Raw genomic sequence first — 16,094 nt, 5'->3', positions numbered from 1 at the left:
GATGTCAGTCTCGCTTCTCTCAAATCTCTCGTTTTTAGTGCATTATATTGTGACGAGTTTGCCCTTGAAGACCAGCCCTTTGCCAAAGACAGAGCGCACCGGCAGCGCTAGATCCTTATTTTTGGCCTTGTTGCGTAAGCGATTTAAAATAACATCGATGCGATGCAGGTCAGGAATCTTTTCATACTCAAACATCACATCATGAAGTTCTTCACGGGAGATCACCTCATTGGCCTGATGGCCGAGCGCATGAATAAAGGCGCATTCTTTAGCCGAGAGTTTGATGGGCTCGCCGCTGGGGGGGCATAATATTTGCTCGGTTCTGAGCAGTTGCCAGCAGCCAGTATTATCCGATTGAGGTAAAAGAAGGGCGTGGTGCTGATTTCGACGCTGCCATAAGGCACCGATGGCCTCGGCCAGTTCGGCAAAGTTGACCGGCTTAACTAAGAACAAGTCGGCTCCTAAACTGAGCCCCTGTAACCGCTCTTGTTGCTGGCCGCGGGCGCTGATAATGATAATCCCCAACCCGCCCACTTTATTCAGATGCTCCACCACGCTGAACCCGTCTTCGCCGGGAAGCCCCAGGTCAACCAGGACAATATCGGTTGGAGTGCCATGAAGCTGCTTCCAGAATATTTCTGCGGATTCGGCTCCCCATACCGCAAATTTTTTATGCTGTAAAAAAAATATCAGCTCTTCACGCAAATCTGCGTTGTCTTCAATAATGGCCACTTTGGGCTGATTATTTTGCATGCGTTAACTTAGCCCTCCTTGGCTAGGGGTAGAATAAATTTAAAGCAGCTACCTTGAGCAGAGCTGCTTGCCAGCGATAAGTCGCCGTGATGAGCCTGAATAATCTGTCGCGCCACATACAAGCCTAATCCTGATCCGGTAGCCCCCTGTTCGCCTTGTCGATAACGCTCGAAAATTTCTGCTCCCGTCAGGTTGCCGATACCCGGGCCTTGATCGCAAACCGTGATCATGACCTGGTGCGCGTCTTGGCTGCAGTTTATGTGTATGGTGCCTTTGGTGGAGTATTTTACTGCATTATCAATAACATTGGATAAGGCAATGCGCAACAGGGTGGCATCGGCGCTGACGTTATAATCTGCCGGCCTGCCGCCGGGGGTATGACTTTGCACTGTGAGCTTGACCTGATGCTGATCCGAAAGCACTAACAAAGATAGCATGGAGCGCAGCAGCTCAGGCACCTTGACCGGCTGCCGGTCCAGATAAAGGCTGGTGGCATTCAATCGTGCATCGGCCAGGCAGTTATCCGTTAGCTGCATCATGCGCTCCGTGGCCCTTTGTATTTTGTCATAACGGGAGAGGCGGCTCGGTTCTGGATTTGATTCCAGGTGGTAAAGGTTGGTCAGGCTGCCGGCGATCACCGCCAGAGGAGTACGAAACTCGTGCGACACCATGCCAATAAACTGGCGTTGATGAAAGCTGGCAGCTCGTTCCGTTTCTAGCTCATCGGAGAGCTGTTTTTTCTCGAGTTCTGCGAGCTTTTTCTCCCGTATCCTGAACACAGCCAGTGCCATCACAAACAACATATTCATGATCATGGCGTATTGCCATACCAGATAAATTTCCCGGCGAAACGGGATCCAGCCTAATACGGAAACCAAGCCAAACAGGCTGGCCAGGATGCAGGTGAGGGGGCTGATGCTGGTTAGTACGGTGGTCAGACGAAAACGATCTTTCTGCCATAGATGAAGCACGAATCCCACAAACAAAGTCGCCGCCAGCAAATAGACCAGAGTCTGAATTTTGATCGCTAGTGCATAAAGGCCGAAGGGCAACAGTAGTACTAGGAATAATATCAGCAAGCAGCTGCTCAGTAGTATTTTATGGAGCCAGGGCTGATTTTTTTTGAGGTTGATGGTTTCGGTACACAGCCAGAGCAGTAGCGCATAAGAGGTTAATGTCAGGGCGCCGGTCAGATAATGCTGCAACGGCAAGCCCCAGTCGGGTAACAACCAATTGAGATAACCTTGTATGCAGGCGATAAGCAGGTAGATGGATGAAAACGCCGCGGCTGACCATAACAGTCTGCTCTTGAGTACCAGCGCCAATACCAGAGCCAACAGGCTGGACATGGCCGCCAGACCAAAGTAGAAACTCCAAAAATGGGTGCTGCGGGTGGCGGTACTAACAAACTCAGCCGGTGACCAAAAACGTGCCTGCAGCAAGACACTGCTCGAGCTTTGCACTCGTATCATCATTTCATAGCCACTAGTGCCCGGCGAGGGGAGTACGAACACCGGGTTGCGATAATCGAGATCGGAGCGGCCGTGTAATAAATCTCCTGTTTGTTTGGTTTGCCAGGTTTGTGTGGTGCCGAGCGGGCGATAGAACAGCTTGATGTCGTCTATGAAGTTGGGGCCCAGCTCCAGCCATCTTTCCTGTTGACCAAAGTCGGCGATGGGGAGTTTAAAGCCTAGCCAGAAAACTTTTTTTACATAACCGCGAGAAAAGGTGTCCCGCTGATGAGCCGGCAGACTGCGCAGCGCGCGCGCCGCCTGCTCAGGTAACAGCTCTCCGTTGGCATCTTCCAGTACCTTGTAGGCAATGTCTTGCCCCAACATAAGCGGCGTTGCCAATGTTAGTGGGCTGAACAGGCATAACAGCAGCAACAGCAGTGGCGTGACGAGGCACTTACCGAGCGGCGTACTGTTTAATCGAGAGTCTTCCATGACGGGATTGATTTACCTATTCAGATGTGAGCTTGCTTAAGCCATTCCAGGTGCCAGCTCGCATAGCTATCTTGTGCCAAGGCGTTGGCCAGCCTCGGCAGCAATGGCTTAAGCTGCTCATCCAGCTTCCAGGGCGGATTGAGCACTATCATGCCCGAGCCGTACATACCAAAGTCGTCGGCCTGCTGGCTGACGCTGAGCTCGGCACACAGTACCTGCTCAAATCCACAGTTCGTTAGCGCTGCTTTAAGACCGTCGCTGCGATCGACGTTTTTGGCCAGCAACGGGTACCAGATGGCATAAATGCCGATAGGCCAGCGTTTGTAGGCCTTGGCCAGGGTGCGAGCCACCGTTTGATAGTCTTCTTTCAGCTCGTAAGGCGGGTCGATCAATACCAGGCCGCGCTTGGGCGTGGGTGGCAGCAGAGCGGGGAGTCCTTCAAAGCCATTACGATGATGAATGGCGGCATTGCGGCTCATGTTCTGACGCAACAGCTCCACTTCGTTATGGTGCAATTCCATCAGCGTTGAGCTGTCTTGCGGACGCTGAAAATACTCGGCCACCTTGGGCGAGCCAGGGTAGAAGTCGAGTTTTTCACCGCTGTTCATGGCCTCGATGGCGGCAAAATAACCTGCCAGCTGTGGCCATTTCTGCCGTTCTTGCCACAAAGGGGCGATACCGGTGAGATATTCCGATTTTTTTTGCGTCCATTCATGATCCAATGCGTAGCCACCGGCACCTGAGTGGGTATCGATATAGCTGAATCCCTTGTCTTTAATACACAGGGCTTCCAGGATCAGCGACTGTACCGCGTGTTTAAGTACATCGGCATGGTTGCCGGCATGAAAGGCATGGCGATAACTCAGCATGAAATAGTCCGTATGAAAAAGGCCGTATCAACCGGCGAGTTTAAGCTGCCACAGTGGCGCATCGGCCACCTGTAGCTGTGTGAGGTAAGTCAGCAGGCCACCGCTACCCGGGGCGGGTGGATATTGCCTGAGTTGTTCCAGCAGTTCTTGTTGTTGCCAGCGTTCCAGTTCCAGCTCGTGCTGCAATAGTTGCAGGTAGTCGTCGTTATCAAGCCTGGCTTTAAGCTGGCGCCGCAACCGACGCCACTGGTTAAACAGCCCTGCGCGACTGGCAAGTTGTGGCAGCAAAGCGGCGGGTTCAGCGGTGAAACCGCGTTCTTCCAGCATCAACAGCAGCAGCAGCAAGTTCACGTTGGCGCCGTGTTCATCCTGCAGCTGCAGACAGGCCTGAGCTACTCCCGGGCGAGCATAGTGCTGCTCGCTGAACTGCCAGAATTGCTCGGGGCTGGGAATATTCATGCCTGCTCCAGCTCTTCCAGTTGCTCCTGCAGCTCCAGCCATTCGGCTTCTGCCTCGGCCAGTGTTTGCTGCAAGGGAATTTGTGCCTTCAGCAATTGCTGCAGGTTGGCTTTTTGCTCGGCGGCGTAAATATCCGGATCGGCCAGGCTTTGCTCTATATCGGCCAATTGCTGCTGGCAGTGCTCCATTTGTTGCTCAAGTTTGGTAATGGCCTTGCGCAGCGGCTGGGTAAGCTGGCGCAATTCGGCCTGGCGACGTTTTTCGGCCTTGCGGTTTTGCGCCGAATGTTCACCGGCTGTGCTGATGGTCTCGGGTTGCTCGGCCTTGTCCTGGGCCACCAGCCATTGGTGGTAATCTTCAAGGTCACCATCAAAGGGCTGCACCTGGCCATTATCCACCAGATAGAACTCGTCGGTGGTGGCGCGCAGCAAATGCCGGTCGTGAGACACTATGACCATGGCGCCCTCAAAATACTGCAAGGCCAGCGTCAATGCTTCGCGCATATCCAGATCCAAGTGGTTGGTCGGTTCATCGAGCAACAGCAGATTGGGTTTCTGATAGACGATCAGGGCCAGTACCAAACGGGCTTTTTCGCCGCCGGAGAAGGGGCCGACCGGCTCTTTTACCTTGTCGCCTTTAAAGTCGAAACCGCCCAGATAATCCCGCAGACTCTGTTCTGAGGCCTTGGGGTCCAGACGCGACAAGTGCATCAGTGGTGAAGAGTCCAGGTGCAGGCTTTCCAACTGGTGTTGGGCAAAATAGCCCAGAGAAATACCGCTGTTGGCGGTGAGTTTGCCAGACAAAGGCGTGAGCTCACCAGACAGCAGCTTGATAAAAGTAGACTTGCCGGCGCCGTTGCGGCCCAGCAAGCCGATACGGGAGCCGGGCACCAGGTTGAGCTTTATATCCGACAAGATCACTTTGTCGCCATAGCCGGCAGACAGCTTTTCCATGGTAATCAATGGAATGGGCAGGCTGCCGGGAGCCAGAAACTTGAAGGTAAAGGGCGAGTCGGCATGGGCGGGCAAGATGCGCTCCATGCGCTCCATGGCCTTGAGTCGGCTTTGTGCCTGTTTGGCTTTGCTGGCCTTGTAGCGAAAGCGGTCCACATATTCCTGCATGTGGGTGATTTCGCGCTGCTGCTTTTCGAACATCGATTGCTGAAGAGCCAGCTGCTCGCCGCGCAGCCGCTCAAAGTCGGAATAATTACCGGTATATTCATTCAGCTGGTTGTTTTCGATATGAATGATGCGGTTGACCACGGCGTCGAGAAAGTCCCTGTCGTGGGAGATCAGGATCAGGGTGCCGGGGTAGCTTTTTAACCAGCGTTCCAGCCAGATGACCGCATCCAGATCCAGGTGGTTGGTGGGTTCATCCAGCAGTAACAAGTCGGAGCGACAAATCAGTGCTTGTGCCAGGTTAAGGCGCATGCGCCAGCCACCCGAAAAGGCACTGACGGGGCGGCTTTGGGTGTCGTTGGCAAAGCCAAGACCATGCAGCAGCTCGGCGGCGCGGGCATGGATATGATAGCCACCGTGAATATCCAGCTTGCCATGCAACTCGGCAATGGCAATGCCGTCGTGTCTTTGCTCGGCCAGCTCCAGCTCGCGACACAGGCGGCGATATTCTTTATCGCCGTCAATCACATAATCCAGGGCAGAGCATTCCAGCGCCGGTGTTTCCTGGGCCACGCTGGCCTGTTGCCAGTCGGCAGGCAAGCTGAACTGACCGCTATCCAGACCCAGTTCCCCTTTGAACAAGGAGAACAGCGTTGATTTACCACAGCCATTTTTCCCTACCAAACCGACTTTGTGCCCGCCATGAATGGTAGCGCTGGTGTCTTTTAACAGAGGGCGGCCGCCTCTGAGGAGTTCAATCTGGCTGAGGGTGATCATAAGGCCTTAATATATCTGCAGGGTAAAACGGTATTTTACCCGTTTTTAGCGCCAGTATCATTGCTCGTTCCCAACCAATCGTTATAGGCCTGCTCAAATTGTGCCAGCGAGGCAAAACCATGGCGTTGCACCAGCTGCTCTATCTGTGGGCTTTTTGCCAGATCGCGCAAGATCAGCAACAAGGCGCACTGCTGCTTGACGCTGTGGCTGTCGGCATTGAATGCCAACTTGAATTCGGCTTCCTCCATGGAGGACAGCGTAAAACCGGCGATATTGTCGCTTACTTTTTGTAGTAACGGCGATGGGTTGCTCATGTGCTGAGGTTGATGGCGCAGCAATTCATCGTGCAACACGCGACACAAGCGGCCGTGGGCTCCTTGCCAGTCTGGCGGCACTTGCCCGTCGGCAAGCCGCTCTGCACCGGCCAGCAACAGCGGGGCCGACACCAGGCGACCTGCCTTGGTAGGCTGGGGAAGGCGTGGCGAAAACGCCAGTCGGCTGACACGACTATGGGCAAAACTATGCCAGGCAAACAGGGTGTCGGCCGGTAAAAATACTGCGTCCTTAGTCACCAGCGGATAATAGTGACGACCGAGCTGCAACAGCCCGCCGCCCTGGTGCACGATAAGCAGTATGCCTTTCAGCTGGCGCTGACGTTTTCCCGGGCTTAAGTGAGGCAGCTCAAGAAGCTGATGATCGATAGGGTAGTGGGCGCTTGTAGTCATTGTGGTTGATTCATTTTTGGCGGAGAATTCGGGATAAGGTTTGTTGTTCAGGATGTAAAACCATGGAAACCCGTCGTAAAAAACGCTTTATTGCCGGAGCCGTCTGCCCCAGCTGTAGCGAGAGTGATACCATGATGCTGTATCTGGAGCACGGTGTCGAGAAAGTAGAGTGCGTCAGCTGTGGTCATAGCCAAAGTCAAACGGATGAGTCGGTCACCAAGGCCAGCCACGGTGACGTCATCGGCATATTCAAGCCAGAATAACAGGATAAAATGCCGGTAAAAGAGCAGTGAAGAGTGGCAGTATTGTCGCTACCTTGCATTTAAACCGGCTTTGCCATCCTGTATGCTAGATAACAAAATTCATTAGCAGGTTAATCCTATGAGCATTTCTGAAAACAGCGTGGTGACGCTGGACTTTACCGTCACTAACATCAACGGTGACATCCTCGATTCTACCGAAGACAAGCAGCCGCTTGAGTATTTGCACGGCACCGGTTACCTGGTTGCCGGCCTGGAAGCGGTACTGGACGGCAAGGCAGTAGGAGAAGATTTCGACGTTACCCTGACCCCTGATCAGGCTTATGGCGAGCGCGATGATGACCTGGTGCAAGCAGTACCGGGCGAGTTGTTCGACGGCATGGAAGTGTCGGAAGGCGACACTTTCGTGGCTGAAACCGATGACGGTCATCGTCCGGTCACCATAGTCGAAGTGGCAGAAGAATACGTTAAAGTGGACGGTAACCATCCATTGGCAGGCATGACGCTGACCTTCAAGGGTGTGGTGCGTGCGGTTCGTGAAGCCACCGAAGAAGAAATCGCGCACGGCCACGTGCATGGCGCTCATGATCATGACGAAGAGCACGATCATGAAGGCGGCTGCTGCGGCCACCAGCACTGAGTGTGACTCGGTTTAAAAAAGGCGCTTTGGCGCCTTTTTTGTTGCCTGTTCCGCGTGTTTTGTGACAAGGCGTCGTGGAAAAAGCTTCTGCTCTTCAATGGCTGACGGCTGACTGAAGGGTGATCAATAATGTGGCGGTGGGGGTTCGTCGGCCTGGCTGACAATATCGCTGGGCTGCATCTCCTTGAACTTCTTCATCATAAAACTGAGTTGTTCCTTCAAGCGGGCGGTTTCGCCCCCCAGAGTGGTAATTTCCTGATTCAGCTGCTCTATGGTGTCGTCCTGAAACGCCAGCCGGGTTTCAAGCTGCTCTAATCGATAAAGGATATCGTCATTCATTAATTTGCTTCTCTTGAGTCTTTTGAGTCCAGGTTCCAGGTTTCCCCCAGGCCGGATGAGCTAACGCTATACACCTGCCGTGCACCGCTGAATGCCACATCGTACACCATGGCACTGGCGGGGCGCAGTTTGGTGTGGGTGCCCACCTGCCAGTGTTGCAGCTGTTGCCCGTTGTCGAGTTGCCATAACTCCAGGCGACGGGAGGTGCTGCCGGTCAGCAGTTGATTGCGATCCGGGCTCAGCCTGGCACTGACAAAAGTCTGGCCGCGATAGGGTATCTGCAAGCGAGACAACAGCAGGCCCGAAGGTAAATGATGCAGCTCGCCTTGCCCCTGAGCGTCGGCGCTGAAAGCCAGTTTGCCCTCTGGGCCCAGACGCACCAGGGTAATGCTGTTTTCGTGCCGCCACTGGCCAAGAATGGCGGCGTCCGTGGTTTGCCACAGTAATACCTGACCATCTTGGCTGGCGGTGAGGGCGTAACGGCCGTTGGCAGACAGATCAACCGAGTTGATGCGTTGCTGTTGTTCCGTTTGCAGGTGACCCATAAATACCAGGCGGCGACCGCTCGATAAATTCACAAATTCGACGCTGCCATCCTGATAGCCCAGCAGCAGGTGGCGGCCATTATCGCTGAGCGCCAGGGCGCGCAACGGCTGCTCAAGCTGATAAAAGCCCCTGTTCTCTCCATTCAGCAAGGACCATACGGCCACCGTGGTTTGGGTGGCAGTGGCTGCAGTCTGACTGTCTGGCGATGTGGTCAGCAGTAATATATCGTCGTTCGACTCGCCTTGATACCAGCGGTATATGGGCTCGGGCACACCTTGCTGCCATACCTGGACCGGGCTTGGACCCGTGGCAATCAGGGTAAAGCGGCCATTGGTGCTGGTTTGTGCCGCCAGCACGGTCCCCTTGGCATAACGGTTTTGGCTCACCGGCCTGTCGCCGGCATCACAGCCGGTGATCAGTAAAAAGGTGACGCACAACAGCATCGTCAGCGCGCGAGTGGGCATTTTTATCGGTTTGGGCTTTCGCATCGGCAACCTGAGGCGGTAGTATAGGTCCTGATTTATAAGCATCTCATTTTCCATGGGGTTTTTCCCCCTGTTCTGGAGTGAATAATGAAAAAACTGTTACAAGTCAGTTTGCTGGCCTCTGCGGTATTGGTAGGTTTGAGTGGTTGTAATGATGACAAGGCGTCTGCACCTGCCTCCGAGGTGGAGAAAGCCGCCCCCGTGGCAGAGACAACAGCCTCCGAACTCACCAGCTTCGAAGACAAATCTGCCTACGCCATTGGGCTGTCCATGGGTCGCTATATTGGTTCCACTCTGGAGAAACAGCAAGAGCTGGGTGTTGAGCTGAATAACGACATCATACTCAGTGGCGTGCAGGACGGTTTTTCCGATAAGGGTCAGATGAGTGATGAAGAAATTCAGACTGCACTCACCGCCTATGATGAGCATATCAACGAGCTGATTGAAACACAGGCCAAGGAACAGGCGGCAGCCACACTGGAAGCCGGCAAAAAATTCCTGGAAGAAAATGCCAAGCGTGACGGCGTAACGGTAACCGATTCTGGCCTGCAGTATGAAGTGTTGACCGAAGGTAAAGGCGCCAAGCCCAATGCCGAAGACGTGGTCACCGTACACTACACCGGTACCCTGGTTGATGGCACTACCTTCGACAGTTCGGTTGAGCGTGGCGAGCCGGCCAGCTTTCCGCTGAATCAGGTGATTCCGGGCTGGACCGAGGGCGTGCAGTTGATGCCCGTTGGAGCCAAGTACAAGCTGGTTATTCCTGCCGAGCTGGGTTATGGCGAAGCCGGTGCCGGCACCATTCCCGGTAATTCGGTACTGATTTTTGACGTTGAGCTACTGGACATCAAGTCTGCCGACGCGCCTGTTGCTGAAGTAGCCAAGGACAACGCGGCAGAAGATGACAGTGCCACAGCAGATAAGCCGCAAGCCGAGTAAACACGGCGGTCACTTATCTACTCAACGGCGCCTCAGGGCGCCGTTTTTATTGTGGCCTGCAATATTTGCCAGACACCGTCTTCCTGTAACAGCTGCTCTTTGCGGACCTTGGTCAGGCGTTTGAGACGATATTCCAGCCGTAACGCCACAGACTGGTTGGCAACCGGGCGTTGCCAGATCAATTGTGCGGGGCGTCGGGCCCATACGTAACGCGAGGCACGAGAAAGCTGCTGATTATGCTCCATGCAGCGGCGTTCCGGATCCAGGCTGATACCGGTATACAGGCTGCCATCACTGCAGCGTAGTATATACAGGTACCAGTGCCCGGCGGTAGATTGGGGGGCTAAATCAGGCATAAGTGGTTTGTGAGTCTACAATTTATAGCGGCAATCATAACGAGGTAAATCCATGAATAAAAATGATATTGCTCCGGCTCTGGTGTTGGGAGCGACCTTGGCAATAGGACTTGTCTGGAGTGGCAGCTATCTGAAAGATGCGGTGCAGCTGTGGAAGCAGGCCGACAGAGTGGTCTCGGTAAAGGGCCTCGCCGAGCAGGAGGTGGCTGCGGATCTGGTATTGTGGCCGGTCAGCTTTTCGGTATCTGCCGACAGCCTGGCAGACTTGTATCAAGTCATTGATACGGACAGAAACAAGATCCGCACCTTTTTAAAACAGGCGGGTTTTAACGATGAAGAGCTGAGTTTTGCCGCGCCCGTCGTGCAGGATCTGTGGGCCAATCAGTATGGTGAACAGCGCCCGCCGTCACGTTACAAGGCCGATGCGGTGTTGCTGGTACGCTCGCAACAGGTTGATCTGGTCAAGACAACCCAGCCCGAATCGGCACAGCTGGTCAGTCAGGGCGTGTTGCTGACGCAAAGCTACGAGCACAAGATACAATATATTTTCACGCGGCTGAATGAGATCAAACCGCAGATGATTGCCGATGCCACCGCCAATGCACGTCAGGCTGCCGCACAGTTTGCCAAAGACGCAGACGCCGAGGTTGGGGCGATTCGCTCGGCTCAGCAAGGCTATTTTTCGGTATCGGATCTGGACTCTTACACCCCGGAAGTGAAGCAGGTGCGAGTGGTCACCAGCGTCGAGTATTCGCTGGACTGATTAGTCAGTGACCGGTAGAAAAGGCAGCAAGATAGCCTTCGCCAACGCGCTGATGCATATGATGCCAGCGGGAAGGCGGGAAGGCGGGGGGCTCAGGGACGAGCGGCGACGGCAATTTTCATGGTTTGAGGGGGATAGCAAAGGCCGGTAGTGCAGCCCTGGTAACGCACTTCAACCTGGCCGTTTTGCGTTATTTTATCCAAGGGGACATCCAGGCTTAGCTGCTGATAATACACCTGGGTTTTGCCAAAATACTCGTCTTCATGAGGCGTACCTTCGGGTAGAAGCCAGTCGCCGATGTGGGCGTTTTCTGCGGATACCGCCAGCGTGTGACGATAGAGGTAATAACCCGGAGCGATGGCAAACGAGAGTTGCAGGGCGCCGGCGTTCTGCTTGCTGCTGAGTACAAATGCCTGTTCTACCGGCAAGAAATTGGTGCTGACTGGTGGCTTTGCAGGAGTCTTTATCCCCAGCCATTCCAGAACCCCGGCCTGAGCGGGAGGCGTGATGGCGATCAGCAGGGCTGTCAGTGCTGTCTGGCGGGACAAAAACATTAAATTACGCAGCATAAATCACCTTTCACTCGTCAAGACCTTGTTACTATAGCCTTGTGGCAGGTGAATATCATCGTTCAAGCGAATTTGAAAACCATGCCCTTTGCCCCCATGTTAAGGGTTTCCCCCAAGATAAGCGCCAGAGCGGGCGCGAGATGAGGTGTTAGTGGGTAAGATTTTTTTACTGTTTATTGCGGCCACTCTGATGGAAATTTTTGTTTTTATCGAGGTAGGGTCAGCCATTGGTGCCTGGAGCACCATAGCCTTGATTGTATTAACGGCCGTGATTGGTCTGAGTCTGGTGCGTATTCAAGGTTTTCAGACGCTGATGGAAGCCCAGCGCAAGGTGAATATGGGTGAGACGCCGGCGCGGGAAATGCTGGCGGGCATGATGTTGGCAGTCAGCGGTCTCTTGTTGCTGCTGCCGGGTTTTGTTTCCGACATGGGCGGCGTATTGTTGCTGCTTCCTCCGGTACGAGAGGCCTTGGTAGAACGCTTCATCAGCCGGATGAATGTACAAACCCAGAAGGGACAGACCTTTGATGCCGACTATTACAGAACCGATGATACCGATGAGCAGCAAGCGCGCCTGGATCAGCATTTGAAGAAAAAAAGTGATGATGAAGGCACCACCTTTGAAGGTGACTTTCAGCGTAAAGACGACAAATAACAACTATAAGCCATCAGCGGTATGCTATAGAAAGATACTGGGGTAAGCCCGGTAAGACGGCTCAATACTGCGTTAATGCCTGTGTTCGCCAGGCTCTTTTCTGACGGCTGAAAGCTTACCGCTGATCGCCTTAGTTAATGGGTTGCTTGATCTTCCAGGGAAAGCGCCACCAGGCAAAGGTGGCGGCGATAATGCCGGCCAGAATGTTGGCAATTAATATCCCGGTGAACACACCGGTTTCACCGTACCAGTAGCTGCCCAGCCAGGCCAGAGGCAGCAAGAGGCCAAACAGTCGTATGCTGTTGAGCAGCAATGAAATACTGGAAACACGCAACCCATTCAAGGCCGACGCCAGCAGCATGGAACAACCTTGCAGCCCGTAGCCCAAGGGCACCAGACGTAGATAAAAGGTCAAGTGTCGACTTACCTCTTGGCTATCGGTAAAAGCGTCGGCCAGCCAGGGTGCCAGTACCCACAACAAGGCAAAAACTCCTAACTGAAACCCCACTGCAAAGCGCATCGACTGTAACAATGCCCGTCGGCTTCGTTGATGCTGGCCGGCTCCGGTATTTTGCGAAATAAAGGGAGCCAGTACCGAGCTGAGAGCCATCATGGCAATCAGCATCAAGGCCTCGATGCGCGAGGCTGCACCATAAGCCGCCACTACTTCTGTTCCCAGTCCCGCCAGAATCATCATCAACACCGCCGTACTCAGGGGGTTGAGCAGGTTGGTAAACGAAGCTGGAATGGCGACCTGTAACAGCTTGCGCCAATGGATGAATAACAAACCGGGCTGAAGCAGAGGCCAGCGCAACAGGCGTTCTCTGCGCCACAATAACCAGATGCCCACAACGCTTGCCATTAACCAGGAGCAGGCCGAAGCCATTGCTGCGCCTTTAATGCCCAGTTCGGGAAAGGGGCCCAGACCAAAAATCAACAAGGGATCGAGCAGGCCGTTGACCAAACCGGCCACCGTCATCACCACACTGGGCGTTCGGGTGTCGCCGGTGGCACGAATGGCCGAGTTGCCAACCATGGGCAGCACCAGCAAGGGCATAGTGAGATACCAGATCAGCATATAGTCGTGCAGTAGCACCAGTAATGCCTCAGTGGCCCCCAGTAACCTGAACAAGGGATCTATGCTGAGCATCCCCAGCACCGACAACAGGCATACCAGCAGCAGAGCCAATAACAGACTGTGGCTGGTAAACAAAGCCGCTTGTTGCTGATTGCCGGCGCCCAAAGCCTGACCCAGGCAGGCAGACAAACCCGCACCCAGGCCCATGGCCAGAGAGATCACGACAAACGTCACCGGGAAGGTAAAACTGATGGCGGCCAGCGCCTCTGTACCCAGCAGTCCGATAAAGAAGATATCCACCAGGTTGAAGGCTTGAATGGCGACAATGCCCAGCGCCATGGGGCCGGCCATTTTTGTCAGTTGCCGGCCGATGGGGGCGGTGAGCAGTAAGTTTTGTGATACCACAAATAATCTCTTGAAGTGAGTAGCGGGAGCCTTGCAGGCGCATCATATGATAACGGCTGTACGCACAACTTGAAAAAAAATTGTGGCTAAACCCTTGAAGGGGGGGAATGTGCTCCCATATAGAAGGACAGTATAACAGTTTGCGGCCGCCGGCCGTTTATATCACTAGGTAACAACACTCATCAGGAGAGTTATCGATGAACATTCGTCCATTGCATGATCGCGTTATTATCAAGCGTATTGAAGCCGAGTCAAAATCTGCCGGAGGCATCGTTTTGACCGGTTCTGCTGCCGAAAAGTCTACCCGTGGTGAAGTGCTGGCGGTAGGTAATGGCCGCGTACTGGATAGTGGTGAAGTAAAAGCCATGTCTGTAAAAGTGGGTGACAAGGTCATTTTCAACGAAGGCTACGGCGTAAAAACCGAGAAGCTGGACGGTCAGGAAGTGTTAATCCTGTCTGAAAACGACATTCTGGCTATCGTCGAGTAATCATCTGGTTTATCTACTTTAAAGGAATATGAACAATGGCTGCTAAAGAAGTAAAATTTGGTAACGACGCCCGCGTAAAAATGCTCCGTGGTGTGAATATCCTGGCCGATGCCGTTCGGGTTACCCTGGGCCCCAAGGGGCGTAACGTGGTACTGGACAAGTCCTTCGGTGCCCCCGTGATCACCAAAGACGGTGTATCCGTGGCCAAGGAAATCGAGCTGGAAGACAAGTTCGAAAACATGGGCGCCCAGATGGTAAAAGAAGTGGCGTCCAAGGCCAACGACGAAGCGGGCGACGGTACTACTACCGCCACCGTACTGGCTCAGTCTATCGTTAACGAAGGCCTGAAAGCGGTTGCTGCAGGCATGAATCCGATGGATCTGAAGCGCGGTATCGACAAAGCGGTGATCAAGGCCGTTGAAGAGCTGAAAGCGCTGTCTGTACCTTGTAAAGACACCAAGGCGATTGCCCAGGTAGGTACTATTTCTGCCAATGCCGACGAAACCGTAGGCGCACTGATTGCCGAAGCCATGGAAAAAGTAGGCACCGACGGTGTTATTACCGTGGAAGAAGGCCAGGGCTTGCAGGACGAGCTGGACGTGGTAGAAGGCATGCAGTTTGACCGTGGCTACCTGTCTCCTTACTTCATCAACAAGCAGGAAACCGGTACTGTTGAACTGGACGACCCTTTCATTCTGCTGGTTGACAAAAAAGTATCCAATATCCGTGAACTGCTGCCGGTACTGGAAGGCGTAGCCAAGCAATCCAAGCCGCTGCTGCTGGTTGCCGAAGACATTGAAGGCGAAGCGCTGGCGACTCTGGTCGTCAACAACATGCGCGGCATCGTGAAAGTGGCCGGCGTTAAAGCCCCGGGCTTTGGCGACCGTCGCAAGGCCATGTTGCAGGATATCGCCATTCTGACTGGCGGTACCGTGATCTCTGAAGAAGTGGGTCTGGAGCTGGAAAAGGCGACACTGGAAGACCTGGGCCGTGCCAAGCGTGTGGTCATCAGCAAAGACAACACCACCATCATCGACGGTGTGGGTGAAGTGGCGTCTATCGAAGCCCGTGTTGCACAAATTCGTCAGCAGATTGAAGATTCCTCTTCAGACTACGACAAAGAGAAACTGCAAGAGCGCGTGGCCAAGCTGGCGGGCGGTGTTGCCGTGATCAAGGTCGGTGCTGCGACCGAAATGGAAATGAAAGAGAAGAAGGCCCGTGTTGACGATGCGCTGCACGCGACTCGCGCAGCCGTTGAAGAAGGTGTGGTACCGGGCGGCGGTGTGGCGCTGGTGCGTGCTGCCAGCAAGCTGACCGAGCTGACCGGCGACAACGAAGATCAGAACGTAGGTATCAAGGTTGCCCTGCGCGCCATGGAATCTCCACTGCGTCAGATTGTTACCAACGCCGGCGAAGAAGCCTCGGTTGTGGTATCCAAGGTGAAAGACGGCGAAGGTAACTTCGGTTATAACGCCGGTAACGATACCTACGGCGACATGCTGGACATGGGTATTCTGGATCCGACCAAGGTAACGCGTTCTGCACTGCAGTTTGCCGCCTCTGTCGCCGGTCTGATGATCACCACCGAAGCCATGGTGACCGAGCTGCCTAAACAGGATGCTCCGGCCATGCCTGATATGGGTGGCATGGGTGGAATGGGAGGCATGATGTGATATAAATCACATTCATGCTGCCTGGTCCTGGACCATGAGCAAACAAAAACCGGGCCCGTGTGGCCCGGTTTTTTTTATCGTGATAACGGCCAGCGGTTCGCTAACTATAATGACTTCACCCACATACGATAGATTTTGGCCTCATGGCATAAGCAGTACGGCATAACCCATGTGGATCTATAATTTCTACATATAGCTACATTCGGGAGCCTGCCATGAAACGGAACTTGTTAGGTCAGTCACTCACGGCC

At 53.9% G+C, this 16,094-nt stretch carries 18 protein-coding genes; 7 read left to right on the top strand and 11 right to left on the bottom strand.

Annotated features, from left to right (window positions below; all coding sequences use genetic code 11):
- Positions 1-42: 42 nt before the first annotated feature.
- Genes IEW52_RS13895 through IEW52_RS13870 form a run of 6 tightly spaced genes read right to left on the bottom strand, consistent with a single transcriptional unit; the run spans position 43 to position 6,647 of the window.
- A complete protein-coding gene (locus IEW52_RS13895; RefSeq protein ID WP_188630677.1) occupies positions 43-753 on the bottom strand; it encodes a response regulator transcription factor in 711 nt (236 codons plus the stop codon).
- Between the two features lie 8 nt (positions 754-761).
- Positions 762-2,699, bottom strand: coding sequence for a sensor histidine kinase (locus IEW52_RS13890; protein ID WP_188630676.1), 1,938 nt, complete (start codon positions 2,697-2,699; stop codon positions 762-764).
- A gap of 20 nt (positions 2,700-2,719) precedes the next feature.
- Positions 2,720-3,568, bottom strand: coding sequence for a 23S rRNA (adenine(2030)-N(6))-methyltransferase RlmJ (locus IEW52_RS13885; protein ID WP_188630675.1), 849 nt, complete (start codon positions 3,566-3,568; stop codon positions 2,720-2,722).
- Between the two features lie 27 nt (positions 3,569-3,595).
- Positions 3,596-4,027, bottom strand: coding sequence for a TIGR02444 family protein (locus IEW52_RS13880; RefSeq protein WP_229667964.1), 432 nt, complete (start codon positions 4,025-4,027; stop codon positions 3,596-3,598).
- On the bottom strand, positions 4,024-5,922 hold the full coding sequence (locus IEW52_RS13875; protein WP_188630674.1) for an ABC transporter ATP-binding protein: 1,899 nt from the start codon (positions 5,920-5,922) through the stop codon (positions 4,024-4,026). The genes IEW52_RS13880 and IEW52_RS13875 overlap by 4 nt, the downstream gene beginning before the upstream one ends.
- A 35-nt stretch (positions 5,923-5,957) precedes the next feature.
- Entirely contained in the window at positions 5,958-6,647 is a 690-nt protein-coding gene (locus IEW52_RS13870; protein ID WP_188630673.1) for a hypothetical protein, read from the bottom strand.
- 62 nt (positions 6,648-6,709) lie between these two features.
- Between IEW52_RS13870 and IEW52_RS13865 the strand changes: the two genes are divergently transcribed.
- Together IEW52_RS13865 and slyD are read left to right on the top strand one after the other, a co-directional pair.
- Positions 6,710-6,910, top strand: coding sequence for a YheV family putative zinc ribbon protein (locus tag IEW52_RS13865; RefSeq protein ID WP_188630672.1), 201 nt, complete (start codon positions 6,710-6,712; stop codon positions 6,908-6,910).
- Positions 6,911-7,028: 118 nt separating this feature from the next.
- Complete coding sequence (gene slyD, locus IEW52_RS13860; protein WP_188630671.1) at positions 7,029-7,547, top strand: peptidylprolyl isomerase; 519 nt, start codon at positions 7,029-7,031, stop codon at positions 7,545-7,547.
- Between the two features lie 123 nt (positions 7,548-7,670).
- Here the strand turns inward: slyD and IEW52_RS13855 are convergent, their stop codons facing one another.
- A complete protein-coding gene (locus IEW52_RS13855) occupies positions 7,671-7,886 on the bottom strand; it encodes a SlyX family protein (protein ID WP_188630670.1) in 216 nt (71 codons plus the stop codon).
- Positions 7,886-8,920, bottom strand: a complete 1,035-nt coding sequence (locus IEW52_RS13850) for a WD40 repeat domain-containing protein (RefSeq protein ID WP_229667963.1) — start codon at positions 8,918-8,920, stop codon at positions 7,886-7,888. The genes IEW52_RS13855 and IEW52_RS13850 overlap by 1 nt, the downstream gene beginning before the upstream one ends.
- A gap of 84 nt (positions 8,921-9,004) precedes the next feature.
- Here IEW52_RS13850 and fkpA point away from each other — a divergent pair, with 84 nt between their 5' ends.
- Positions 9,005-9,856, top strand: coding sequence for an FKBP-type peptidyl-prolyl cis-trans isomerase (gene fkpA / locus IEW52_RS13845; RefSeq protein ID WP_188630669.1), 852 nt, complete (start codon positions 9,005-9,007; stop codon positions 9,854-9,856).
- Positions 9,857-9,888: 32 nt separating this feature from the next.
- On the opposite strand, the gene IEW52_RS13840 is transcribed toward fkpA, so the two are convergent.
- A complete protein-coding gene (locus IEW52_RS13840) occupies positions 9,889-10,212 on the bottom strand; it encodes a GIY-YIG nuclease family protein (RefSeq protein WP_188630668.1) in 324 nt (107 codons plus the stop codon).
- Between the two features lie 52 nt (positions 10,213-10,264).
- Here IEW52_RS13840 and IEW52_RS13835 point away from each other — a divergent pair, with 52 nt between their 5' ends.
- Entirely contained in the window at positions 10,265-10,975 is a 711-nt protein-coding gene (locus IEW52_RS13835; protein ID WP_188630667.1) for an SIMPL domain-containing protein, read from the top strand.
- 92 nt (positions 10,976-11,067) lie between these two features.
- Here IEW52_RS13835 and IEW52_RS13830 read toward each other — a convergent pair whose 3' ends face one another.
- Positions 11,068-11,544: a protein-disulfide reductase DsbD domain-containing protein gene (locus tag IEW52_RS13830; protein WP_188630666.1), complete on the bottom strand. Its 477-nt coding sequence runs from the start codon at positions 11,542-11,544 to the stop codon at positions 11,068-11,070.
- A 151-nt stretch (positions 11,545-11,695) separates the two neighbouring features.
- Here IEW52_RS13830 and IEW52_RS13825 point away from each other — a divergent pair, with 151 nt between their 5' ends.
- Entirely contained in the window at positions 11,696-12,199 is a 504-nt protein-coding gene (locus IEW52_RS13825; protein WP_229667962.1) for an FxsA family protein, read from the top strand.
- 130 nt (positions 12,200-12,329) lie between these two features.
- Here IEW52_RS13825 and IEW52_RS13820 read toward each other — a convergent pair whose 3' ends face one another.
- Positions 12,330-13,682, bottom strand: coding sequence for an MATE family efflux transporter (locus tag IEW52_RS13820; protein WP_505756487.1), 1,353 nt, complete (start codon positions 13,680-13,682; stop codon positions 12,330-12,332).
- Positions 13,683-13,879: 197 nt separating this feature from the next.
- Between IEW52_RS13820 and IEW52_RS13815 the strand changes: the two genes are divergently transcribed.
- Both IEW52_RS13815 and groL read left to right on the top strand, forming a co-directional pair.
- On the top strand, positions 13,880-14,170 hold the full coding sequence (locus IEW52_RS13815) for a co-chaperone GroES (RefSeq protein WP_188630664.1): 291 nt from the start codon (positions 13,880-13,882) through the stop codon (positions 14,168-14,170).
- A gap of 35 nt (positions 14,171-14,205) precedes the next feature.
- Positions 14,206-15,843, top strand: a complete 1,638-nt coding sequence (gene groL / locus IEW52_RS13810; protein WP_188630663.1) for a chaperonin GroEL — start codon at positions 14,206-14,208, stop codon at positions 15,841-15,843.
- Positions 15,844-16,094: the final 251 nt, after the last annotated feature.

The sequence above is a fragment of the Oceanisphaera marina genome, assembly GCF_014643915.1.
In the GTDB taxonomy this organism is placed as follows: Bacteria; Pseudomonadota; Gammaproteobacteria; order Enterobacterales; family Aeromonadaceae; genus Oceanimonas; species Oceanimonas marina.
This window is presented reverse-complemented; position numbering and strand designations above follow the sequence as displayed.